Consider the following 23,169-nt stretch of genomic DNA (forward strand, 5'->3'; position numbering starts at 1 on the left):
CCCGGACCCGAGCGCAACCCGGCCCCGCCCGGGCCCTCAGCCGAAGATGTAGCCGACCCCGCGCACGGTGCGGATCACGCTGGGCTTGGCCGGGTTCGGCTCGATCTTGCGGCGCAGGCGCGAGATGCGCAGGTCGATCGAGCGGTCGAAGGGCTCCCAGCCGCGGTCATGCGCCTGCGCCAGCAGCTGGTCGCGGGTCAGCACCCGGCCGCGGTTCTCCGCCAGCACGCGCAGCAGCGAGAATTCCATGGCGGTGATCGGGATCTCCTCGCCCTCCGGCCCGGTCAGGCTGGCGCGGTCGAGATCGAGCTTGCAGGGGCCGAAGGGGACGCTGCCCGGCGCGGCGCCGCCCGCCGCCCCGGCGCCGCCGCCCGACGGGTGGCGCCTGAGCGCCGCCTTGATCCGCGCCTCGAGCTCGCGCAGGTCCACCGGCTTGCCGAGATAGTCGTCGGCGCCCATCTCGAGCCCGACCACCCGGTCGATCACCTCGGAGGCGGCGGTGAGCATGATCACCGGCAGGTCGAACTCGGTGCGGAGCTTGCGCAGCGCCGAGAGCCCGTCCTCGCCCGGCATGGTGATGTCGAGGATCACCAGATCCGCCCCGGCGCCCGCGAGCTCGCGGTGCAGCGCCGCCGCCGAGCCGGCCTCGGCGACGCGGAAGCCGCGCTCGCCGAGATATTCCCCGACCATCTCGCGGAGATGCTCCTCGTCGTCGCAGATCAGGATGCGGGGGGCGTCGGGCTGGGCGATGGCGGTCATGGCAGGTCTCCTCGGCCGGGGTCGGCCAGTCGGTCAGCGAGCGCGATCAGCGCCTCGGGCATCAGTGGCTTCTCGAGATGCGGCCGGCCCGAGCTGGCGAGCAGCGCCTGCACCGGGGGGCTCAGCGCATCGCCGGTGACGAAGCCGAGCCGGGCCACCCGGTCCGGCGCCTGCCGGCGCAGCGCCTCGAGAAAGCCGGCGCCGTCGAGATCGGGCATGCGGATGTCGGAAAGGATGGCGTCGAAGCGGCGCTCGGCGAGGCGGGCGAGCGCGCTGCGGGCGCGGTTGCAGGCCTCGGTCTCGTAGCCCGCCTCGGCGAGCACGTCGCAGATCATGTCGGCGACGTCCGGCTCGTCGTCGACCACCAGCACCCGGCGCGCGGCCCGGTGCGTCTCGGCGGGCCCGGCGGCCGGGGCGCGCGGGCGCGGCGCCGCGATCGCCTCGAGCGCGACCGCGAAGGTGGCGCCGCGGCCGGGCTCGGACTGCACCGTGAGCCGCCCGCCATGGGCGGTGACGATGCGGTGGCAGAAGGCGAGGCCGACCCCCGTGCCGGTGCCGACCGCCTTGGTGGTGAAGAAGGGCTCGAAGATCCGCGCCTGCACGTCGCGCGAGATGCCGTGGCCGTTGTCGGCGATCTCCACCACCACCTCGCCGGCCTCGGCATCGTGGAAGGAGGCGAGCCGGAGCCGCCCCTCCGGCCCCTTGCCGGCCAGCGCATGCTCGGCATTGACGATGAGATTGGTCAGCACCTGGGCCATCTGGTCCGGGTCGGCCGCGACATGGGGCAGGCCGGGCTCGAGATCGCAGATCACCTCCGCCCCCTCGGTGCGCAGGCCGTAGCCGGCCACGTCGAGCGCCATCTCGATCACCTCGTTGAGGTCGCAGGGCTCGATCCGGGCCGGCCGCTTGCGCGCCATGGCGAGGAAGGTGTGGACGATCTTGGTGCAGCGCTCGGCGGCCTGGGCGATGCGGTCGACGCGGCGGCGCAGCGCCGGATCGTCGATGCGGTCCTGCAGCATCAGCGCATAGCCGACGATGATCGAGAGCGGGTTGTTGAGCTCGTGGGAGACGCCGGCCAGCAGCTCGCCGAGGGCCGAGAGCTTCTCGTTCTGGTGCGCGATCTCGCGCGAGCGCTCGAGCTCGGCCTGCATCGCCAGGGTCTCGGTGATGTCGCGGGTCGAGGAGATGATCACGTCCTCGCCCTTGTAGGTGACCACGCGGGCCGAGGTCAGCCCCTGCATCACCGAGCCGTCGCGCCGGCGGAACCGCACCGGGTAATCGGTGAGCGATCCGGTCTCCATCAGCGCGGCGAGGTAGTCCTCCCGGTCCTTCGGGTCGAGGAAGAAGCTGAGCGTCGACTCGATGTCGCCGAAGCGCTCCTGCGAGGCCGGCGGGAAATAGATGATCTTGCCGTCGGCGATGCGGCTCACCAGGAAGGTGGTGGGCGAGTTCTCGACGATGGTGCGCACCAGCCGGTCGGCCTCGTGCTCGGCGCGCTCGGCGCGGCGCTCGGCGGTGGTCTCGGTGAAGGTGACGAAATAGCCGCCGATCCGGGTGGTGTGGATCTTGCGCAGGAAGCTGCGCCCGTCGGCCAGCGCGATCTCGGTCTCGGCCGGGCGCGGATCGACCCCGGCGAGGGTGCGCGCGAGGAAGGCCTCCTGCGTCATGCCCTCGGGGATCGCGTAGAAGCCGGCCTCGACCAGCCGGCGGATGGTCTCGTGCGAATGCTCGCCGGGCTTCGGCGGCGCGACCTCCGAGTAGAACTGCTCGTAGAGCCGTGCATTGCCCATCACGAAGCGGAAATCCGCGTCGTAGAGCGCCAGCGCCTCGTCGAGATTGAGGATCGCGTCGTTCAGGATCTCGAGCGCCCGGGCCTGCTCGTGATCGGCGCGCTCGCTCTCGGTGGTGTCGAACAGCGTGCACATGGTCAGCGCCCGGCCGCGATGCGCGATCCCCTTGGTGGCGCCGGCGGTCCAGAGCCGCTTGCCGGAGGGGGTCTCGAGCAGCGCGTCGACGAAGTCCACCCGCCCCGGCGCCGCCGCGCGGCTGTCGAAGATGTCGCGCTGGTGGGGCATCATGAAGCGCTCGATCAGCGCCAGGCCCTGATCCTCGCTGCGCGCCGCGCCATAGAGCGCCCGCGCCGCCTGGTTGGCGAAGGCGAAGCGGCCGGTGGCGGCCTCCACCGCCCAGATCGCCACCGGGTTCTCGATCAGCAGCCGGTTGGCGAGGGCATGGGTCTCCTCCTGCCGGGTGATGTCGATGGCGAGGAAGCTGCGGCCGCCATCGGCACGGTCATGGCTCGCCAGCAGCCGCCAGGAGCCGTCGGGCAGGCGCGCCTCGACCGGCTCTCCCGGCGCGGCCCAGCAGGCGGCGATCTTCGCGCTGCGCGCGGGATCGGCCTCGGGGAAGTCGCGGATCTCGGCAAAGGCGGCGATCATCGCGGCGAGGCAGGCGGCGCGGTCGGCGCCCGGCGCGGAGGGGCCGGCGAGGCGCTCCCACTCGGCGTTGCGCTCGACCAGCCGGCCGTTGGCATCGAAGCCGGCGACCGCGGTCTCGCGGCCCGCGGATGCCGGTTCCGGCACGGCCATCGCCGTCCCGCCCGCCGTGTCACGCTCCGTCTCACGCATGTCCGCCATCGCCACGCCCCGTTCCGCCCGGCTGGGAGACTATGGGGCGGAGGTGTCCATCATATGTCGGGCGCGGCCGGATTTGTCTCAGAAATGTATCCGCGGGCCGGCAGGGGGGCTGCGGCGATCAGAGCTCGCCGGCCTCCTCGAGCACCTTGCGCGCGACGCGGAAGCATTCGAGCGCCTGCGGCACCCCGCAATAGATGCCGACGACATGGATGATCGCCCGGATCTCCTCCTTCGAGACGCCGTTGGCGAGCGCGCCGCGGCAGTACGTCTCCCATTCCTGCATCTTGCCGAGGGCACCGATCATCGCGAGGTTCATCATCGAGCGGGTCTTCGGCTCGATGGCATCGTCGCCCCAGCCGAAGCCCCAGCACCAGGCGGTCATCGCCTCCTGGAAGGGCCGGGTGAACTCGTCGGCGGCGGCGAGGTTCCGCTCGACATAGGCGGCGCCGAGGGTGGCCTTGCGCCGGGCGAGGCCGGTCTCGAAGAGGTCGTTGTCCATGGCGGTCTCCTGTCGCTGATGGGTCGTGGCCGGTTGCGGGGGGCGCGCGCGTCCCGAGGCCCCACCCACCCCGGCAGCCGGGGCGCCCGGCGGAGCGCTCCTGCTCCCCCACCGGCCTCGGGACGCGCGCGCCGGCGTTCAGGCGGCGTTCATGCGGCGGCCGGGGTGCGGTCGGCCCGGGGGCGGGCGTTCTCCGGGTCCCGGAGCGCGCCCTCGACGACCTCCGCGGCGCGGGGGCGGCCGAGCACCATGACCTCGAGCCGGGTGCCGGGCTCCGCCAGCGCCGGCCGCAGATAGGCCCAGCCGAGCCAGGCGCCGATGCCGTAGCCGTAGCCGCCGGAGCTGATCGCGCCCACCGCCTCGCCCGCATGCCACACCGCCTCGGAGCCGAGCGGATCGGCCTCGGCCCCGCCCTCGGGCTCCTCGAGCCGCAGCAGCGCCAGCTTCCAGCGCGTGGCCGGGGCGAGCGATGCCGCGGCGCCCTGGAAGCCCTCCGCGCGGGAGAAGCGCGCCAGGCCGGCCTCGGCCAGCGTCACCTCGGCGGTGATCTCGTGGCCGGACCTGTAGGCCTTCTCCATCCGCATCGCGTTGAGCGCCGCAGCGCCGACATGCACCATGCCGCGCGGCTCGCCCGCCGCCACCAGCGCCGCATGGACCGCCGCCATGCCGGCCATCGGCACATGCAGCTCCCAGCCGAGCTCGCCGGTATAGGTCACCCGCATGGCACGGATATCGGCAACCCCCGCGGCCTCGATCGCGCGGGTCGAGAGCCAGCGGAAGCCGGCATTGGAGAGGTCGGCGCCGGTGCAGGCGGCCAGGATCTCCCGGCTGAGCGGACCGGCCAGCATGATCACCCCGCGCGCCTCGGAGACGTTGTCGAAGGCCACCCGCTCGCCGGGGCGGCGCTGGCCCCGCATCCAGTCGAGCAGCGCCGCCTCCCGCGCCGCGGCATAGACGATATAGGCCCGGTCCCCGGCCAGCTTCACCAGGGTCGCCTCGCCCTCGAGCCGGCCGTTGGGGTTCACCAGATAGGTCAGCGTCACCGAGCCGGTGTTCCGCGGCAGGCGGTTGGAGCTGATCCGGCCGAGATAGTCCCAGAGATCCGCCCCATGCGCCTCGATCTTGGCGAAGGCGGTGAGATCGGCGATGCCGGCGCGGGTGCGCAGGCCGTCCACCTCGGCGCCGACCACGTCGTGCAGCGCGCTGCGGCGGAAGCTGTGGATGTGCTCCCGCGCCATGCCCTCCGGGGCATACCAGTAGGGCCGTTCCCAGCCGTAGACGTCCTGGAACACCGCGCCCTTGGCCTTCGTCGCCGCATAGAGCGGCGAGGTCTTGGAATGGCTCGGCCGGCAGCCCGGCCGGTCGCGCTGCGGGAAGGGGATCTCGTGGCGCAGGAGGTAGTCCTCCTTGGCCTTGCCGATGCGGTAGGTCTCGTCGATGCGCGCGCCGAAGCGGCGGGGATCGAAGCTCGCCATCGAGATGTCGGCGGCGCCATGCACCATCCACTGCGCGAGATACCGGCCGGCCCCCGGCCCCCAGGCGATGCCGACCTGGCTGCCGCAGCAGAGCCAGAGGTTCTCCACCCCGGAAGGGCCGAGCATCATGTTGCCGTCCGGCGGATGGGTGATCGCCCCGTGCACCACGCGCCTGATGCCGAGCTCGGCCAGCACCGGCATCCGCTCCATGGCGTTCTCGAGCCAGGGCATGATGCGGTCGTAATCCGGGTCGAAGAGCTCGTGCTCCGCCTCCCAGGGGGTGCCGTCGTCCCAGACCGTGGCGGCATTGGCCTTCTCGTAGATGCCGATCAGGCCGGATTTCTGCTCCATGCGCACATAGCCCGAGACCAGCCGGTCGTCGCGGATCACCGGAAGCTCGGTCGCGAGATCGGCAAATTCCGGCACCGGCTCGGTGATCAGGTAGTGGTGCAGCAGGTTGGCGATGGGCAGGTCGAGCCCGGCCCAGGCGCCGACCTGGCGGGCATAGGTGCCGGCGGCGTTGACCACGATCCCGGCGCGGATCTCGCCCTGCTCGGTCTCGACGATCCACCCGGCGCCCTCGCGCCGCAGCCCGGTGGCGCGGCAGTGCCGACGGATCTCGGCGCCGCGGGCGCGCGCGCCGGCGGCCAGCGCGAAGGTGACGCCGGCGGGGTCGACATGCCCGTCATGCGGCGTGTGCAGCGCGGCGAGGATGCCCTCGGTGTTGTAGAACGGGTGCAGCTCGGCGATGCGCTCCGGCCCGACGATCTCCATCTCGTGGCCGAGCCCGCGGCCGATGGCGCGGGTGTGGTGCAGCCAGTCGACCTCCTCCGGCAGATAGGCGACCCGCAGCGAGCCGCAGCCGTGCCAGGTGGCGGACTGGCCGGTCTCCGCCTCGAGCCGGGGATAGAGCTCGGTGCCGTAGGCGGCCATCTTGGCGAGGCCGAAATGGCTCACCGAATGGGTGATCTGCCCGGCCGCGTGCCAGGTGCTGCCGGAGGTCAGCTCGCCCTTCTCCAGCAGCACCAGATCGCTCCAGCCCTCCTCTGCGAGGTGATAGGCGAGCGAGCATCCCATGACACCGCCGCCGATGATCGCCACCCGTGCCTGGGTCTTCATCTGTCGGTCCTTCTCTCTTTCGTGGGTCGGATTGCCGGGGCGGCCTCAGCGCGCCGGCCCCACCATCCGGTAGGTCTCGAGCCGGATATCCCCGCTCCAGCGCCAGGCGGCGAGCATCGGCGCCGGGCCGGTGCGGGTCGCATGGGCGCCATGGGCGGGGTGGTGGATCAGCGCGCCGGCATCGTGGCGGGTCGTGACGGCGTCCAGCGTCCAGTCCGCCGCGCCGTGCAGCACGGCATAGGTCTCCTCCGCGGCATGGGCGTGGAGCGGGTAGAGGGCCTCGGGCCGCTGCAGGAACAGCCCGGCACGCAGCCCCGCGATCTCCACCAGCGCGCCCGGTCCGATCAGCGGCGCCACCGCGAAGAGCGCGCGGGCGGAGGCGTTGAGCGCGCTCCCCGGCACGTCGGAGCTGCGCCAGGGCAGCAGCGCCTCGGCGGCCAGCGCCGCCCGCGCCGCCGGGTGGCTGGCGGCGGCGAGCGCGGCGCGGCACTCCGTGACCAGCAGGTGCAGCGGCGGGTGCGGGCGCGCGGGCGGTGCGGCATCCAGGCGCCCGGCGGCCTCTCGATAGGCCGCCGCTGCGGCATCCCCGCCGGCGCGGCCCTCGGCGGCATAGACATCGGCCAGCGCGCGGAACAGCGCCGCCAGCGGCGAGGCTTCGGTGCCGGAGCGGGGGGCGGAGCCCGGCCCGGGGTCGGGCATGGGATCGGGGGCTGGGTCGTGCATCGCTCACCTGAATCGCTTGCGTCGCGGCGGCTTTCCCCCTAAAGATGACACAAGTGAACCGCTGTCAAACGAATTGATACATGCGACCCAAGACGAGCGACGACAGGCCCGCCGCAGCGGCGGGCGAGACCCCGATGGCGAACGGCCGCGAACCCGGCTCGGCAGAGGCGGCGCTGTCGCGCCTCACCGAGGGCTTCGACGCGCTCTCGCCGCAGCTCCAGCGCGCCGCGCGCCATGTGATCGACCATCCGCGCGAGGTCGGCGTGCAGTCGATGCGGGCGCTCGCGGCGCAGGCCGAGGTGCATCCCAACACGCTGGTGCGCCTTGCCCGCGCCGCCGGCTTCGAGGGCTGGGAGGCGTTCCGCGCGCGGTTCCGCGATTTCGTCGTCTCGGGCGGCATCGGCGGCTTTCGCGACCGGGCGGAATGGCTGGCGGCGCTCGAGGCCGAGGGCGGCAGCGCCGCGGTGATGGCCGGCATGGCGGGCGCGACGGCGGAAAATGTCGAGGCGGTCTGGACCGGGCAGGCGGCGGAGGCGGTCACCGCGCTGGCCGATGCGATCATCGCCGCGCCGCGGGTCTATGTGCTCGGCATGGGCTCGGCCTACAGCCTGGCGCACCAGTTCTGGTATGTCGCGCGGATGGCCTTCGAGCAGATCCAGCCGATCCCGCGCCACGGTTCGCAGCCGGTGGACGACCTGGCCTGGATCCGCGAGGACGAGCTGCTGGTGGCGCTCACCTTCCAGCCCTACCGCGCCGAGACCATGGCGGCGGTGCGGCTGGCGGCGGCCCGCGGCGCCACCATCGCCGGGATCACCGACAGCGCGACCTCGCCGCTGGCCCGCCACGCCGATCACCTGCTGGTCGCGCCGACCCACACGCCGCAGTTCTTCCAGAGCCATGCCGCCGTGGTGGCGCTGCTCGAGGGGCTCATCGCGGTGATGGTGGCGCGCGGCGGCGCGGCGGCGGCGGCGCGGATCGAGGCCTTCCATGCCGAGCGCCAGAGGGCCGGGCTCTACGAGGAGCCGGCACCGCTCACCCAGATCGGCTGACCCGGCAACAGGGCCGCAGCCACCACGCCATCGAGGAGCCCGCTCATGGACCAGCCCGCCGTCCCCCGCGCCCTGCCGGCCGAGATCTATACCGATCCGGCGCTCCATGCCCGGGCGCGCTCGCAGATCCTGCTGAGGGGCTGGCACTATGTCTGTCACGGCTCCAACATTCCCGAGACCGGCGACTACTACGCCTTCGAGCTGATGGGCGAGGATCTCTTCGTCATCCGCGGCCGCGACGGCGAGATGCGCGCCTTCTACAATGTCTGCCAGCATCGCGGCCACACGCTGGTGGCGGCGACCGGGCGCACCCGCGTGCTGGTCTGCCCCTATCACGCCTGGGCCTACGAGCTCGACGGACGGTTGCGCGCGGCGCCGGGCACCCGGCAGGTCGAGGGCTTCGACCGCTCGGCGATCTGCCTCACGCCGCTGCGCACCGAGGTGTTCCTCGGCTTCCTCTTCGTGAATTTCGATGCCGATGCCCGCCCGATGGCCGAGCTGTTCGCCGGGGTGGAGACCGCGGTGCGCGCGCTCTGCCCGACCATCGAGGCGCGCCGGTTCGCCCATGAGCATTCGGCGCCGGAACACTGCAGCTGGCTGGTGGCGGTGGAGAACTACAACGAGTGCTATCATTGCGGCCATGTCCACAAGGCCTTCGCCGACGGGGTGATCGACCCGGCCTCCTACGACATCCAGCCGATGCCGGGGATCCGCGCGCTGCGCCACAGCGCGCGGCCCGCCACCGGCGAGGCGCGCTGGTACGACACCGGCGGCTCGGATTATGGCGCGTTCTACCTCTACCCCTGCTTCTCGCTGCAGATCTATCCGGGCGGGGTGGTCAACACCTATTACTGGCGCCCCGAGGGCCCGCGCGACACCACCGTGCACCGCGGCTGGTTCTCCGCCGACGGGGTGGTCGACGACCAGCTCCAGGCGGTGATCGACCTCGACCGCGACACCACCTTCGCCGAGGACCTGGCCCTGGTGAAGGCGGTGCAGCGCGGCCTCGGCAGCCGCGGCTACCGGCCCGGCCCGCTGGTGGTCGCGCGCTCCTGCTCCGGCATCGACAGCGAGCATTCGATCGCCGCGCTGCACCGCTGGGTGATGGAGGATCTCGGGTGACCGCCGGGCTCGCCGAACCGCGCGCCGCCGCCGCGGGGCCGGGCGCCGCGGCGGGGCGGATCGCCGAGATCGCGGTGCACCAGGCCGAGCTCACCAGCCACACGCCCTATTACATGGCCGACGGCAAGACCTGCGACCGGGTAACCTCGGTGCTGGTCAGGCTCACCACCGATGCCGGCCTCGTCGGCTGGGGCGAGGTCTGCCCGATCCCCGGCTATCTGCCGGCCCATGCCGGGGGCGTGGCGCCGGCCGTCGAGGCGATGGCACCGGCGCTGCTCGGCGCCGATCCGGTGGGGCCGGAGGCGGCGATGGCGGCCTGCGACAGGCTGCTGCCCGGCCATGCCTATGCGAAATCCGCCGTCGACATCGCGCTCTGGGATCTCACCGGGCAGGCCGCGGGGCTGCCGCTCTGGCGGCTGCTCGGCGGGCGCCGGGCGCAGACGCTGCCGCTCTATCACTCGATCACCTGCGTCGCGCCGGAGCGCATGGCGGCGATCGCGCGCGAGGCGCAGGCCGGCGGCATCGCCCAGTTCCAGGCCAAGCTCGGCGCCGATGCCGACTGGCAGGCCGATGCCGAGCGGCTGCGCGCCGTGCGCCGGGCGGTCGGGCCGGGCCCGCTGGTCTATGGCGACTGGAACTGCGGCGCCGCCACGCTCGACGCGATCCGCGTCGGCCGGGCGGTGGCCGATCTCGACGTGATGCTCGAGCAGCCCTGCCGGAGCCTCGAGGAATGCGCCGAGGTGCGCCGCGCCACCGGGCTGGCAATGAAGATCGACGAGAACGCGCACGACACCGCCTCGCTGCTCGCGGCGCACCGGCTCGGCTGCATGGATGCGGTGGCGATCAAGCTCTCGAAGTTCGGCGGGCTCTCGGCGGCGCGGCGGGCGCGGGATCTCTGCCTGCATCTCGGCGCCATGATGGTGATCGAGGATGTCTGGGGCTCCGACATCGCTACCGCCGCGGCGCTGCACCTCGCGGCCGCCACCCCGCCCGAGCGGGTGATGAATGTCTGCGATCTCTCGGGCTATGTCGCGCCGCGGCTCGACCCGGCGGGCCCGGTGCGGTCGGCCGGGCGGATCGCGCCGCCGGAGGGGCCGGGCCTCGGCGTGCGGCCCGATGCCGGGGTGCTGGGCCCGGCGATCGCGATCCTTGCATGAAGGAGAACGGCGAGATGGGAGAAACCATGCGTGCGATGGTGCTCACCGGCCATGGCGGGCTCGACCGGCTGGTCTGGCACGAGGCCTGGCCGAAGCCGGTGGCAGGCCCCGGCGAGGTGCTGATCCGGGTCGGCGCCTGCGGCCTCAACAACACCGACGTGAACACCCGCAGCGCCTGGTATTCGAAGGGCACTTCGGCGCCGACCACCGGCGGGGCGCTCGACGGCGCGGCCGAGCAGGATGCGACCTGGGGCGGCGCCGCGATCAGCTTCCCGCGCATCCAGGGCGCCGATGTCTGCGGCCGGGTGGCGGCGCTGGGCGCCGGTGTCGATGCCGGGCTGCTCGGCCGGCGGGTGCTGGTCGATCCCTGGCTGCGCGACCCGGAAGACCCGCTCGACATGGACAGGGCGGGCTATTTCGGCAGCGAATGCGACGGCGGCTTCGCCGAGTTCACCAGGGTCGATGCGCGCAATGTCCACCCGGTCGAGAGCGCCCTCTCGGATGCCGAGCTCGCCACCTTCGCCACCTCCTGTGTCACCGCGGAGAACATGCTCGACCGCGCCGCGGTGGGGCAGGACGATACCGTGCTGATCCCCGGCGCCTCGGGCGGGGTCGGCTCGGCGCTGATCCAGCTCGCGAAGCGCCGCGGCGCGCGCACGGTGGCGATGTGCGGCGGCGCCAAGGCGGCGGCGGTGGCGGCGATCGGCCCGGATGCGGTGATCGGGCGCGCGCCGGAGGACCTGAAGGCGGCGCTCCGCGCGGCGATCGGGCGGGAGAGCGTGACCGTGGTCGCCGATGTGGTGGGCGGCGCGGTCTGGCCGCAGCTGATCGGGGCGATCGCCCGCGGCGGGCGCTATACCTGCGCCGGCGCCATCGCCGGGCCGGTGGTCGAGTTCGATCTCCGCACCTTCTACCTGCGCGATCTCACCTTCACCGGCGCCACCGTGGTCCCGCCCGGCACCTTCGCCCGCCTCGTCGGCCATATCGAGCGGGGCGAGATTCGCCCGCTGCTCGCCGCCACCTGGCCGCTGGCGGAGTTGCGCGCGGCGCAGGCCGCCTTCATCGCCAAGTCCCATGTCGGCAACATCGTGGTGACGCCGTGAACGGCGCCGGTGCGGCGGCCCATGCGGCGCTGCTCGCGGCGGTGCGGGCCCAGGTCGCGGCGGATCCGGAGCTCGCGGATTTCATGGACGGCGCGCTGGCCGGAGAGCTGCCGTTCACGGCGCCGGAGCCGCGGGCGCATCCGGTGATGCGGCTGCTGCCGGAGGCGCTGGAGCACGGCACGCCGGAAACCCGCGGGCTCATCCGGGCGGTGCTCGACGCCGCGCCGCATCTCCACTGGCGCAACAGCTATTCCCCGGCCCAGCTCGGGCAGGACTTCCTCGACCGCTCGGGCTGGTTCCGCCTGGTCTCGCCGGAGGGGCCGTTTCGCTGCGCGAGCCACCAGGTCTCCATCGGATACTGGGACCGCGGGCTCTACTACCCCCGCCACTGGCACGAGCCCGAGGAGATCTATCTGGTGCTGGCCGGCGGCGCGCGCTTCGCCGGCGAGGGCTATGCGCCGCAGCGCCTCGGCCCCGGCGGCACGCGGGCGCATGCCTCCTGGCAGCCCCATGCGGCAGCGATGCAGGAGACGCCGCTGCTGGCGCTGGCGCTCTGGCGCGGCGCGGGGCTGCTCGACACCTCGGTGCTCGACCCGGCGGAGAGCGGACGCCCATGAGGATCACCCGCATCGCCGTCCACAAGCTCGGCCTGCCCTATGTGGACGGCGCCTATGCCTGGGGTGCGGGCAATGCGATCGAGACCGCGATGTCCTCGGTGGTGGTGATCGGCACCGATGCCGGGCTGACCGGCTGCGGCGAGTTCTGCCCCTGCGGCGAGAACTACATGCAGGCGCATTCCGAGGGTGTCGAGGCGCTGGCCCGGCTGCTCGCCCCGGTGCTGCTGGGCGAGGACCCCCGCCAGGTCGGCCGGATCGAGCGGCTGATGGATGCCACCGTGCAGGGCCACGGCTATGCCAAGGCGCCCTTCGATGCCGCCTGCTGGGACCTTCTCGGCCAGAGCCTCGGCGCGCCGGTCTGGCTGCTGCTGGGCGGCAGGCTGACCGACGGCGCCCCGATGTACCGCGTCGCGCCGCAGCGCAGCGTCGCGGAGACCGTGGCCGAGCTCGACCGCCACCGCGCCGCCGGCTACCGGCAGTTCCAGGTGAAGGTCGGCGCCGACTGGGTGGCGGATATCGACCGCATCCGCGCCGCCGCGCCGCTGATGCGGCCGGGCGAGACGATGATGGCCGATGCCAACCAGGGCTGGTGGGTGGACGATGCGCTGCGGGTCGCCCGCGCGACGCGGGATCTCGACTACATCCTCGAGCAGCCCTGCCGGACCTATGAGGAATGCCGGCAGGTGCGCGCCCGCACCGACCTGCCGATGAAGCTCGACGAATGCGTCACCGGCCTCGCCATGGCCGAGCGCATCGTCGCCGACCGCGGGGCCGAGCTGGTCTGCCTGAAGATCTCCAATCTCGGCGGGCTCTCGAAGGCGCGGCGGGTGCGCGACTATCTTGTGGATCACCGTATCCCGGTGGTTGCCGAGGACACCTGGGGCGGCGAGATCGCCACCGCCGCGCTCGCCCATTTCGCGGCCTCGACCCCGGCGGAGTTCCTGCACAACACCACCGACCTGCAGGCCTACAACACCCGCTCGACCGGGATCGGTGGCGCGACCGCCCGCGCGGGCCGGCTGTTTGCCCCCGATGCCCCCGGCCTCGGCGTGGCGCCCGATCTCGACAGCCTCGGCGCGCCGGTCGCCGTCCATGGAGCCTGACCGATGAAGATCACCCGCATCACCGTCTGGCAGGCGGATCTGCCGCTGGCCAGGCCCTACTGGCTCTCCGGCGGCCGGCTGCGCTTCGACGTGCTCGACGCCACCATCCTGCGCATCGACACCGATGCCGGGCTTTCCGGCTGGGGCGAGGGCACGCCCTGGGGCCACACCTATGTGCCGGCGCACGGGCCGGGCATCCGCGCCGGGATCGAGACGATGGCGAAGGCGGTGCTGGGGCGCGACCCGCGCCGGCTGCTCGAGATCGAGCGCGCGATGGATCTCTGCCTGCCGGGGCATCTCTATGCCAAGCAGCCGGTCGACATGGCCTGCTGGGACATCGCGGGGCAGGCGGCCGGGCTGCCGATCGCCGACCTGATGGGAGGCGGCAGCCGCAGCCCGGCACCGATCGCCTCCTCGGTCTCCTCCGGCACGCCCGCCGAGATGCTGGCCACGGTGCAGGCGTTCCGCGACCGCGGCTATGTCGTGCATTCGGTCAAGGTCGGCGCCGATGTCGCGCAGGACATCGCCCGCATCCGCCATCTCGAGGCCAGCCGGCTGCCCGGCGAGCGCATCCTCTACGACGTCAACCGCGCCTGGAGCCGGTCCCAGGCGCTGCAGGTGCTCACCGCCACCGCCGATCTCGGCATCATGGTGGAGCAGCCGGGCGAGACGCTCGACGACATCGCCGCGATCCGTCCGCTCACCGCCGCGCCGATCAGCGTCGACGAGAGCCTCGTGACGTTGCAGGACGCCGCCCGCATCGCCCGCGACGGGCTGGCCGAGGTCTTCGGCATCAAGCTCAACCGCGTCGGCGGGCTGACCCGCGCCGCCCGCATGCGCGACATCGCGCTGGCGCACGGGATCGACTGCTTCGTGATGGCGACCGGCGGCTCGGTGCTGGCCGATACCGAGGCGCTGCATCTCGCGGCGACGCTGCCAGACCATGCCCGCCTCGGCGTCTGGGCCTGCCAGGACATGCTGGCGACAGACATTGCCGGCGGCCGCGGCCCGCGCAACCGCGGCGGCCATCTTCACCTGCCGGAGGCGCCGGGGCTCGGCGTCGCGCCGGACGAGGCGGCCCTCGGCGCGCCGGTGGCGGTCTACGGCGGCTGACGGCGCGCAGCCTGCCGGTTTCCTGCCGGAAGGGCATGTTTCTACTTGACCGCGGCCGGAACCGGCACACGTGTCTGCCGGGCCGATGCACACGGCCGGGTTGTTCAGAGTGTGAAACATGCTAACGTCGTTACGGGTTCCGCAATCGTTGCATGATGCCTGATATGCTGGAGACGCGCGTGGCTTCATCCGACTCACACGGTCTTGGCGCCGATGTCTACGAGCGGTTCTTCCGGCAGGCCGACGACCTGTTCTGCATTCTCGGGCATGACGGCGTGATTCTGGCCGCCAATGCGGCCTGGACGACGCGGCTGGGCTGGATGCCCGGCCTGCTGCACGGCATGCGCTATGTCGATCTCCTGCATCCCGCCGACCGGGCCGTGGCGGAGGCCGCGCTGATTCGCCCGGCCGCCGGCCTGCCGCGGATGGTGCACAGCCTGCGCCGCGCCGACGGGCGCTATCGCCTCCTCGAATGCCGGCCGACCACGGTGGCCGATGGCGCCGGCGGTTCCGGCCCGGAGGGGGAGGGGCCCGCCGAGCCTGCGCTGTTCCTGATTCTCCGCGACATCACCGAGGAGCGCCGCAGCCGCGTGCTGAGCGCCGAGATCGAGACCGTCGCCGGCGTCGGCAGCTGGGAGCTCGAGCTGGAATCCGGCCGGATGCACTGGTCGCCCTCGGTCTTCGACATCCACGAGCTCGACCCATCCAATGGCACGCCGGAGCTGAACGAGGCGCTCAAATTCTATCCCGAGGAGGCGCGTCTGGCGATCGACCCCGCGCTCGAGGCGCTGATCTCCGAGAGCACGCCCTTCGATCTCGACCTGCCGTTCCAGACGGCGCGGGGCCGGCGCATCTGGGTGCGCGCGACGGCCGCGGCGGAGAAGCGCAACGACCGGGTCATGCGCATCTACGGCACCTTCCAGGACATCACCGCCGCGCGCATGTCGCAGGCCCGCCTCGAGGCCGCCGAGCGCGACGCGCAGGAGGTGCGCGAGCGGCTCTTCGCGGCGGTCGAGGTGCTGTCCGACGGTTTCGCGCTCTACGATGCGGAGGACCGGCTGGTGATGTGCAACAGCCGGTATCGGGAGATCTATGCGCTTAGCGCCGAGGTGATGGAGCCCGGCACCCCGTTCGCGGAGATCCTGCGCTTCGGGCTCGAACGCGGGCAGTATGCCGAGGCGCTGGGCCGCGAGGAGGAGTGGCTGGCCGAGCGGCTCGCGGCGCACGAGGCGGGCGACGTCTCGCTCGAGCAGAACCTGGCCGGCGGGCGCTGGCTGCGGGTGGTGGAGAAGGCGACGCCGGATGGCGGCCGGGTCGGCCTGCGCATCGACATCACCGAGCTCAAGCGCCACCAGGCCGAGCTCGAGGCCGCCAATGCCGAGCTCACCGAGGTGCTGGCCGAGCGCGACGCCGCCAAGACGCGCTTCATCGACATCGCCTCGGTCAGCGCCGACTGGTTCTGGGAGCAGGACGCCGATCTGCGCTTCACCTATCTCTCCGAGAGCTTCGAGAAGGTGAACGGCTTCGATTCCTCCGACTTCATCGGCCGGACCCGCGAGGAGGTGCGCCTCGGCCTCGCGCTGTCCGGGCGGCAGCCGGACTGGGAGTGGCTGCATGCGCGCCAGCTGGCACGCGAGCCGTTCCGGGATTTCGTCTACAAGATCACTGACAAGGAGGGCCGGCTGCGCTGTGTGCGGATCAGCGGCGCCCCGCACTATGACCGCAACGGCGAATTCGCCGGCTATCGCGGGGTCGGCTCCGACGTGACCGAGCTCACCGCGGCGGTGCGCCGGGCCGAGGAGGCGAGCAACGCCAAGTCGCGCTTCCTCGCGAACATGTCGCACGAGATCCGCACGCCGATGAACGGCGTGATCGGCATGGCCGAGATCCTCTGCGTCACGGTCACCGACCCGTCCCAGCTGCGCATGGTCCGGACGATCCGCGAATCCGGCGAGCTCCTGCTCAACATCATCGACGACATCCTCGACTTCTCGAAGATCGAGGCCGGCAAGCTGGAGCTGGAGCGCGTCGAGTTCGTGCCGGCCGAGCTCGCCCGCAAGGTCGAGAACCTGCATGTCCTGAAGGCGGCCGAGAAGAACATCGCCTTCTCGGTGCTGACCAGCCGCGGGGTGGCGACGCCGCGTTTCGGCGACCCGACGCGGATCCTCCAGATCCTGCACAACCTGGTCTCCAACGCGATCAAGTTCACCGAGGCGGGCGAGGTCACCGTGTCGATCAGCTGCCTGCCCGGGCGGCCGATGGTGCTGGAGGTGCGCGACACCGGGATCGGCATGTCGGAGGAGCAGCTCGGCTCGCTGTTCGAGGATTTCTCGCAGGCCGAATCGGCAACCTCGCGGCGCTTCGGGGGCACCGGGCTCGGCATGGCGATCGTGAAGCGCCTGGTCGATGCCAAGGGCGGGGAGATCGAGGTCTCGAGCCGGCTCGGCGAAGGCACGCGGGTGCGGGTCAGCCTGCCGCTCGCGCCGCTGGCGGAGCCGGTGCCGCCAGCCCCGGCGGAGGCGGTGTTCGAGGATGTCGGGCGGCTGAAGGGCCTGCGGGTCCTGGCGGCGGACGACAATCTCACCAACCGGACCGTGCTCTCCGGGCTGCTGACCCGGCTGCATGTCGATTCGCTGACCGTCGAGGGCGGGCAGGAGGCGCTGGAGGCCGCGGCCGAGGGCGGGTTCGACCTGGTGATGCTCGACATCTCGATGCCGGGGATGGACGGGATCGAGACGCTCCGGGCGCTGCGGGCGATGGAGGCGGCCGGCGGCCGGCCCCGCGTCCCGGTGATTGCCGTGACGGCCAACGCGATGACGCACCAGGTCGAGAGCTACCTCGCCGCCGGCTTCGACGGGCATGTCGCCAAGCCGATCCGGGCCGATGCGCTGGTGCTGACCATGCTGCGCTGCCTGCCGCCGCGGCGGGCGCGGCGGGCGGCCTCGGGCTGAGCGCCGCCGCGCCGCCGGCCCTCAGGGCGGCATGGTGAAGGGCGCGGGGTCGAGAAAGCGCCGCACCACGCGCTCCAGCATCGCCGAGACCGGGTTGTCGAAGCCCGCATGGGGCAGGCTGCCGCAGAAGGTGATCGAGCCGGTGGAGAACACCGCCCCGCCCGCCGGCGTCTCGAAGAGCACGATCTCGGCCCGCACCAGGTCCTCCGGCCGCTCGCCGGGCAGCGTCACGATATGGGTGAGCTGCTCCTCGTGCACCGCGATGAAGCGGGCCGAGTGCCCCTCGGAGCGCGCCAGCACCAGCGCGTGGTCCGGGGTGCCGAGGCGGGTGTCGGCGCGGTCGAGCTCGAAGCCCGCGGCGCCGCCGCCGGAAAGGCCGAAATCGCCGAACACGCCGTCCTCGATCCCCGCGACCCCGTCGAAGATCCAGGCCGCCCGCGGGTCCTCCGCCGCCGGCATCAGCCGGTAGCGCGCGCCCTCGAAGGTGCCCTGCGCCGAGAAGCCGACCCCGACCAGCGCCTGCGGCGGCCGGCCCTGCCGGCGCCAGAGCCCGCCATAGGCGCCGTCGAAGGCGTTGAAGTATTCCCCCGGCTCCGCCGCCCAGGAGCGGATGCCGCCCTCGCCGCGGCGGATCTCGATGGCCTCCGGCATCTCCGGATGGCGCGCCACGCGCCAGTAGAAGCCGTTGCCGCCGAGATAGGCCAGCCGCCCGCCGCCGTTGCGATAGGCGCGGTAGGCGTCGAGCGTCGCCCCGGTGTGGTATTCCGGGTGCGAGCAGGTCAGCGCCGCGCGGTAGCCCGAGAGCGCCGCCGGCCCCTCGCGGTCGAGCTCGTCATCGGTCAGGACGTCGAAGCCGATGCCCTTCGCCTCGAGCCAGGCCAGCAGATGCGTGTCCGCCGGGAAATGCCGCAGCCCCGAGCCCGCCGGATCGTCCTGGCTCATGTAGCCGGGGCGCATGGTCATCATCGGGCGCAGATGGCTCGAATGGCAGATGCCGCTGTCGTCGGAATGGGTGTTGTAGGTGGAGCGACCGTATTCCGGGTGATCCGCCGGGAAATGCCGCCCCATGCCGAGCGCCGCTGCCCGCGCCCGGTAGCCTTCGTCGAAATCCGGCCGGTCGAAATTGCCGTAGACGACATAGGTGAAGGTCGGGATCAGCACCACGAGATCGTGGCCCCGGCGCCCCCGCGGCGGCGGCACGAAGAAGGGGATGGCATCGGTCTCGCCGCCGGCCGAGAGCCGCATGGCATAGACGCCGGAGGGCAGCGTCTCCGGCACCGCGAAGGTGAAGGTGGTCTCCCAGCCGCAATCGGCGAGGTCGGTGTCGTGGAAATGGATCGCGCCATACTGCTCCGGCGCGTGGCGCCAGCAATGCTCGCGGCCGGTCCAGTTGTGCCCGGTCATGGCGCGGGCGGGCAGGTTGACGAGCCGGCCGTGGCGGGCATGGGGGCCGGTATCCTCGATGCGCGTGGTGGCGATGCCGCGGGTGAAGTCCCAGGCGGCGAGGGCGGCAAGGCCGGTCTCCGGCGCCAGCAGCCGGTCGGCGGGCAGGGCGCCGATGCGGATCGCCGGGGCCTCGATCTTGCCGGAGAACGGCGCCGCGGGCCTGCCGCTGGCCGGGTCCGGGCCGAGGGCGGCGATGTGCCAGCGCGCCGGCAGCGGGCCGGGGGCTGCCGCCGACACCGCCTCGGCCTGCGCGGGCCGGGCCTCGCCGAAGGGCGGGGCGGTCTCGACGGCGCCGACCGCGGCGCGCCCGGTGGCCGGGTCGTAGCTCGCCCGCAGCCGCACCCAGCGCCGCACCGGGCAGGGCGCCGGTGCCGCGATGCGCTGCGGCGCCGCGCCGGCACCGCCGAGGGTGAGGCAGGCATGGCCGGCATCGTCGAGCCCCAGCGCCAGCCCGGTTCCCGCGGCCGGGTCGAAGCACGAGAGCACCGCCTGCGCGCCGGCGCCCGGGCGGGTCGGCCAGACCAGCGCCTCGAGGGTGATGCCCGCCGCGGGCAGGGCGGTCTCCGCCGCCTCGATCACCGCGTGCGAGCCGGTCCAGGCCGCCTGCTCCCGCACCGGGTGCCGGGCGCGGTAGACCGCGCCGAGATCCGCCTCCACCAGCCCCGGCCCGGCCGGGTTCGGATCGCCGCAGATGACCCGCACGAGCCGCGCCTCGACCTCCTCGGCGACGCTGCAGGAGAGGCGGAACTCGATGCGCTCGCCGGGGCGGGCGGAGAGACGGTCGGTATAGCCGGTGAGGGGGATCATGGGGCCTCGTGCTGTTGCGATGGCGCGATCCTGCCCCGGCCGCCCCGCGCTCCGCAACCCGCCGGGCGCCCGCGGCCGAAGGCACGAGGCATGGCGCCGGTTCCGGTGTATGATGCTGACGCGGCGTCGTGCGATGCGACCGGTTCTCGGGGCGGCGATGACGGATCATGCAGAACTCGCGGCCTTGCGGGACCGGGCGCTTGCCCTGCTCGAGGATGTCGTCTTCGCCTTCGGCGCCGGCGACCGGCCGGAATTCCTGCCCGACATGCCGATCCGGATGACCGTCTGGCGCGCGCTCGCCGCGGCGCCGGCGGAACGCCATCCGATGCTGCTGGCGCTCAACGAGAGGCTCGCGGCGAGCGCGGCGATGGCGGGGCTGCGGGGCGCGCTGGCCGAGGCCGGCATCCGGCGCCCCCGGGCGGTGCCGATCGCGCTCGCCGGAACGGTGCGGCTGGAGCTCGCGCTCGACGAGCTCTTCGCGGGGGTGCTGCCGGCGACGCACTGGTTCCGGGCGCGCGTCACGGGCCGGATCGACGGCTGGGTGGCGGCGCTCGAGGGGCTCGGGCCGGCGCCGTCGCTCGCGGAGATCCGCGGCGCGCTGATGGCGCCGGCGCAGCTGCCGCTCTGGCGCGTGCTGGCGGCCTGGGGGGTGATCGCCCGGGCGCGGCAGCGGGCGCCCGGCGGGGCGGGAGACGGGATCGAGGCCCGCCGCGCCCATTGGGCGGGCATCGCGGCAGACTGCACCGGGCTCCTGCTGGCGGCGGAGGCGGGCGCGCCCGGGCTGCGCGCGGCGGCGGCGGCCGATGCCGCGGCGGCGGCCGACGGGATCGCCGGCTTCCTCGCCGAGACCGCCGCGCCGCTCGCCCGGGCGCTGCGCTGGCGGGCCTCGGAGCTGCCGGCAGAGGCGCCGCCGGCCCCGGTCTGGGCGGTGGAGCTCAACCGGCCGGCGGAGCTGGCCGTCGCCACCTCGCGGCGGACGGTGAAGGTGGATGCCGCCGAGCGCGTCTTCGCCGGCAGCGCCGGCGGCCTCGCCTGGGCGGTGATCGACAGCGGCATCGACGCGACGCATCCCGCCTTCGCCGACCCGGAGCGGCGCGGGAGCGGCCATCCCGCGGCGGCCAGCCGGGTGCGCGCCTCCTACGACATGACCCGGCTGATGGACCTCTTCCGCGGCGACTATGCCGCGCTGGTGCCGCCGGAGACCGCGGCGGCGCTCGACGGCACCCATTCGCCCCGCGCACGCAAGGGGCCGCGCTCGCTCGACGACGCGATCCTGATGCATCTCTACCAGCGCAACGCGCACCGGGTGCCGGAGCGGCTCTCGCAGCGCCCGCTGGCGGAGGCCGTGGACGACCCGGCGTTCCGCGCCGAGGCGAAGGGCTATGTCGAGGACGTCAGGCGCCGCATCGCCGGGGGCGAGGCGATCGACTGGGCGCTGGTCGAGCCGCTGATCCGCATTCCGCACGATGCCGGGGGCTACCGCGTGCCGGCGAACGGCCACGGCACCCATGTCGCGGGGATCCTGGCGGGCGATCTCGGCGCCTGGGCGCTGGAGATCGAGGGCGAGCGGCTGCCGGAGCAGCGCCTGGCCGGGATGTGCCCGGATCTCGGCCTGATCGACCTGCGCGTCTGCCATGCCGATGGCAGCAGCGACGAGTTCCTGGTGGTCGCGGCGCTGCAGCTTGTCGAGCATCTCAACCGCAGCCGCGGGCGGCGGGCGGTGCACGGCGCCAATCTCAGCCTGCAGATCCGCACGCTGGCGCGCAATCATGGCTGCGGGCAGTCGCCGGTCTGCCGCGCCGCGGATGCGCTGGTGGCGAGCGGCGTCGTGGTGGTCGCCGCCGCCGGCAACTGGGGGCACAACACGTTGCTCAGCGCCCGCGGCACGGTGGATGCCTATGGCTGGTGCTCGATCGCCGATCCGGGCAACGCGGCGGAGGTGATCACCGTCGGCGCCACCCATCGCAGCAGTCCGCACAGCTATGGCGTCAGCTATTTCTCGAGCCGCGGGCCGACCGGCGACGGGCGGCTGAAGCCCGACCTGGTGGCGCCGGGGGAGAAGATCGAGGCGCCGCTGCCGGGCGGCAATCTCGGGCCGGACAGCGGCACCAGCATGGCCGCGCCCCATGTCAGCGGCGCCGCGGCGCTGATCATCGCGCGCCATCCCGAGCTTGCCGGGCACCCGCAGCGGATCAAGCGGATCCTCTGCGCCGCCGCCACCGATCTCGGGAGGGGGCGGGAGTTCCAGGGCGCCGGGCTGGTCGACGTGCTGCGCGCCCTGCAGAGCATCTGAGCGGAGGGAGCCGGCGATGTTGCAGCTCGAGGTGCTGGGGGCGAGGCACGGCGACTGCCTGATCCTCGCCTGGGGGGCGGCGGAGCGGCCGCGGCGCATCCTCGTCGATGGCGGGCCGCCGGGGGTCTACCGGCGGCATCTGCGGCCGCGGCTGCGCGAGATCGCCGCGGCCGAGGGCGGCGCCGGGCCGGTGGTATTCGAGCTCGCCATGGTCAGCCATGTCGACCAGGACCACATCATGGGCCTGCTGGAGCTGACCGGCGAGATGATCGGGGCGGCCGGCCGGGCGCGCGCTCCGGCCCGGATCCTGCGCTTCTGGCACAACAGCTTCGCCGACATCACCGGCGGCGTCGAGCCGGCCGCGCTGGCCGGCCTGGCGGCAGCGGCGGCGGCGGGCGCGGCGACGGGCGGCGCGGCGGCAGGCGGGGGCGTGCCCCCTGCCGGGCTCGACGGCTCCGACGGGCGGGCGGCGGCGATCCTTGCCGGCATCGGCCAGGGCCGGCAGCTGCGCGACAACCTGATCGCGCTCGGCCTCGACGGCAACCGCCCCTTCGGCGAGACGCTGGTGCTGCAGGGCAAGGCGGCGAGCCTGCCGGAGGGCATGGAGCTGGCGGTGATCGGCCCGGACCGGGAGCGCCTAGCGGAGCTGCAGCGGCGGTGGAACCCGGCGCTGTCGCCGGCCGAGATCGCGGCGATGACCGATACCAGCATCGCCAATCTCTCCTCGATGGTGGTGCTGGCGCGCTGCGCGGGGAAGAGCATCCTGCTGACCGGCGATGCCCGGGGCGACCACATCATGGAATGGCTCGAGGCGGCCGGCGTGCTGCCGGCGGGCGGGCGCTGCGATCTCGACGTGCTGAAGGTGCCGCATCACGGCTCGGACCGGAACGTGACGCGCGGTTTCTTCGAGCGGGTGCGGGCGGAAACCTATGTCTTCTGCGGCGATGGCCGGCACGACAACCCGGAGCCGGCGACGCTCGCCATGCTGCGCGCGGCGCGGACGGGGGCGGGGGCGAGGACAGGGGCGGGGGCAGAGGCGGCCTGCACGGTGGTGCTCAGCAATGCCGTGACGATGGCGCATGGCGGGAAGCAGGGGGATTTCGAGCGCGAGATCGCGGCGCTCGCGGCGGCGGGCGCCCGGGTCGAGACCCGCGACGCGGGCAGCCATGCCATCACCGTGACGCTGGCGGACTGACG

At 73.3% G+C, this 23,169-nt stretch carries 16 protein-coding genes; 10 read left to right on the forward strand and 6 right to left on the reverse strand.

The genetic code is table 11. The features are described from left to right. Positions 1–36: 36 nt before the first annotated feature. The 5 genes from QSJ97_RS06070 to QSJ97_RS06090 form a co-directional block, all read right to left on the reverse strand. Positions 37–759, reverse strand: coding sequence for a response regulator (locus QSJ97_RS06070; RefSeq protein WP_285670763.1), 723 nt, complete (start codon positions 757–759; stop codon positions 37–39). Then, the gene (locus tag QSJ97_RS06075) at positions 756–3,386 is read right to left on the reverse strand and encodes a hybrid sensor histidine kinase/response regulator (protein ID WP_285670764.1); all 2,631 of its coding nucleotides are present in this window, start codon (positions 3,384–3,386) and stop codon (positions 756–758) included. Before QSJ97_RS06075 ends, QSJ97_RS06070 begins: the two co-directional genes overlap by 4 nt. Before the next feature lie 127 nt (positions 3,387–3,513). Next, complete coding sequence (locus tag QSJ97_RS06080) at positions 3,514–3,894, reverse strand: carboxymuconolactone decarboxylase family protein (protein ID WP_285670765.1); 381 nt, start codon at positions 3,892–3,894, stop codon at positions 3,514–3,516. Between the two features lie 149 nt (positions 3,895–4,043). Further along, a complete protein-coding gene (locus tag QSJ97_RS06085) occupies positions 4,044–6,488 on the reverse strand; it encodes an FAD-dependent oxidoreductase (RefSeq protein WP_285670766.1) in 2,445 nt (814 codons plus the stop codon). Positions 6,489–6,533: 45 nt separating this feature from the next. Beyond that, on the reverse strand, positions 6,534–7,211 hold the full coding sequence (locus tag QSJ97_RS06090) for a dimethylsulfonioproprionate lyase family protein (protein WP_285670767.1): 678 nt from the start codon (positions 7,209–7,211) through the stop codon (positions 6,534–6,536). Between the two features lie 80 nt (positions 7,212–7,291). On the opposite strand from QSJ97_RS06090, the gene QSJ97_RS06095 reads away from it, so the two are divergent. The 8 genes from QSJ97_RS06095 to QSJ97_RS06130 all read left to right on the forward strand — a co-directional run bounded on the left by QSJ97_RS06095 (position 7,292) and on the right by QSJ97_RS06130 (position 17,426). After that, complete coding sequence (locus tag QSJ97_RS06095; RefSeq protein ID WP_285670768.1) at positions 7,292–8,260, forward strand: MurR/RpiR family transcriptional regulator; 969 nt, start codon at positions 7,292–7,294, stop codon at positions 8,258–8,260. A gap of 45 nt (positions 8,261–8,305) precedes the next feature. Next, entirely contained in the window at positions 8,306–9,382 is a 1,077-nt protein-coding gene (locus QSJ97_RS06100) for an aromatic ring-hydroxylating oxygenase subunit alpha (protein ID WP_285670769.1), read from the forward strand. Beyond that, positions 9,379–10,539, forward strand: coding sequence for a mandelate racemase/muconate lactonizing enzyme family protein (locus QSJ97_RS06105; protein ID WP_434220890.1), 1,161 nt, complete (start codon positions 9,379–9,381; stop codon positions 10,537–10,539). Before QSJ97_RS06100 ends, QSJ97_RS06105 begins: the two co-directional genes overlap by 4 nt. Before the next feature lie 14 nt (positions 10,540–10,553). Further along, the gene (locus QSJ97_RS06110) at positions 10,554–11,642 is read left to right on the forward strand and encodes a zinc-binding dehydrogenase (protein WP_285670770.1); all 1,089 of its coding nucleotides are present in this window, start codon (positions 10,554–10,556) and stop codon (positions 11,640–11,642) included. Further along, positions 11,639–12,259, forward strand: a complete 621-nt coding sequence (locus tag QSJ97_RS06115; protein ID WP_285670771.1) for a dimethylsulfonioproprionate lyase family protein — start codon at positions 11,639–11,641, stop codon at positions 12,257–12,259. The genes QSJ97_RS06110 and QSJ97_RS06115 overlap by 4 nt, the downstream gene beginning before the upstream one ends. Then, positions 12,256–13,362, forward strand: coding sequence for a mandelate racemase/muconate lactonizing enzyme family protein (locus tag QSJ97_RS06120; RefSeq protein ID WP_285670772.1), 1,107 nt, complete (start codon positions 12,256–12,258; stop codon positions 13,360–13,362). The genes QSJ97_RS06115 and QSJ97_RS06120 overlap by 4 nt, the downstream gene beginning before the upstream one ends. Before the next feature lie 3 nt (positions 13,363–13,365). Further along, the gene (locus QSJ97_RS06125; protein WP_285670774.1) at positions 13,366–14,475 is read left to right on the forward strand and encodes a mandelate racemase/muconate lactonizing enzyme family protein; all 1,110 of its coding nucleotides are present in this window, start codon (positions 13,366–13,368) and stop codon (positions 14,473–14,475) included. A gap of 179 nt (positions 14,476–14,654) precedes the next feature. Beyond that, entirely contained in the window at positions 14,655–17,426 is a 2,772-nt protein-coding gene (locus QSJ97_RS06130; RefSeq protein WP_285670775.1) for a PAS domain-containing hybrid sensor histidine kinase/response regulator, read from the forward strand. 21 nt (positions 17,427–17,447) lie between these two features. On the opposite strand, the gene QSJ97_RS06135 is transcribed toward QSJ97_RS06130, so the two are convergent. Beyond that, positions 17,448–19,679, reverse strand: a complete 2,232-nt coding sequence (locus QSJ97_RS06135) for a N,N-dimethylformamidase beta subunit family domain-containing protein (RefSeq protein WP_285670776.1) — start codon at positions 19,677–19,679, stop codon at positions 17,448–17,450. Between the two features lie 157 nt (positions 19,680–19,836). Here QSJ97_RS06135 and QSJ97_RS06140 point away from each other — a divergent pair, with 157 nt between their 5' ends. After that, on the forward strand, positions 19,837–21,972 hold the full coding sequence (locus QSJ97_RS06140) for a S8 family serine peptidase (RefSeq protein ID WP_285670777.1): 2,136 nt from the start codon (positions 19,837–19,839) through the stop codon (positions 21,970–21,972). Positions 21,973–21,988: 16 nt separating this feature from the next. Further along, positions 21,989–23,167: a ComEC/Rec2 family competence protein gene (locus tag QSJ97_RS06145; RefSeq protein ID WP_285670778.1), complete on the forward strand. Its 1,179-nt coding sequence runs from the start codon at positions 21,989–21,991 to the stop codon at positions 23,165–23,167. Positions 23,168–23,169: the final 2 nt, after the last annotated feature.

Origin of the sequence: Paralimibaculum aggregatum (genome assembly GCF_030270585.1) — a bacterium.
Taxonomy (GTDB): Bacteria; Pseudomonadota; Alphaproteobacteria; order Rhodobacterales; family Rhodobacteraceae; genus Thermohalobaculum; species Thermohalobaculum aggregatum.

Coding starts and splice junctions, on each gene's coding strand:
- QSJ97_RS06070 (WP_285670763.1), bottom strand. CDS start 759: ATGACCGCCATCGCCCAGCCCGACGCCCCCCGCATCCTGATCTGCGAC.
- QSJ97_RS06075 (WP_285670764.1), bottom strand. CDS start 3,386: ATGCGTGAGACGGAGCGTGACACGGCGGGCGGGACGGCGATGGCCGTG.
- QSJ97_RS06080 (WP_285670765.1), bottom strand. CDS start 3,894: ATGGACAACGACCTCTTCGAGACCGGCCTCGCCCGGCGCAAGGCCACC.
- QSJ97_RS06085 (WP_285670766.1), bottom strand. CDS start 6,488: ATGAAGACCCAGGCACGGGTGGCGATCATCGGCGGCGGTGTCATGGGA.
- QSJ97_RS06090 (WP_285670767.1), bottom strand. CDS start 7,211: ATGCACGACCCAGCCCCCGATCCCATGCCCGACCCCGGGCCGGGCTCC.
- QSJ97_RS06095 (WP_285670768.1), top strand. CDS start 7,292: ATGCGACCCAAGACGAGCGACGACAGGCCCGCCGCAGCGGCGGGCGAG.
- QSJ97_RS06100 (WP_285670769.1), top strand. CDS start 8,306: ATGGACCAGCCCGCCGTCCCCCGCGCCCTGCCGGCCGAGATCTATACC.
- QSJ97_RS06110 (WP_285670770.1), top strand. CDS start 10,554: ATGGGAGAAACCATGCGTGCGATGGTGCTCACCGGCCATGGCGGGCTC.
- QSJ97_RS06120 (WP_285670772.1), top strand. CDS start 12,256: ATGAGGATCACCCGCATCGCCGTCCACAAGCTCGGCCTGCCCTATGTG.
- QSJ97_RS06125 (WP_285670774.1), top strand. CDS start 13,366: ATGAAGATCACCCGCATCACCGTCTGGCAGGCGGATCTGCCGCTGGCC.
- QSJ97_RS06135 (WP_285670776.1), bottom strand. CDS start 19,679: ATGATCCCCCTCACCGGCTATACCGACCGTCTCTCCGCCCGCCCCGGC.
- QSJ97_RS06140 (WP_285670777.1), top strand. CDS start 19,837: ATGACGGATCATGCAGAACTCGCGGCCTTGCGGGACCGGGCGCTTGCC.
- QSJ97_RS06145 (WP_285670778.1), top strand. CDS start 21,989: ATGTTGCAGCTCGAGGTGCTGGGGGCGAGGCACGGCGACTGCCTGATC.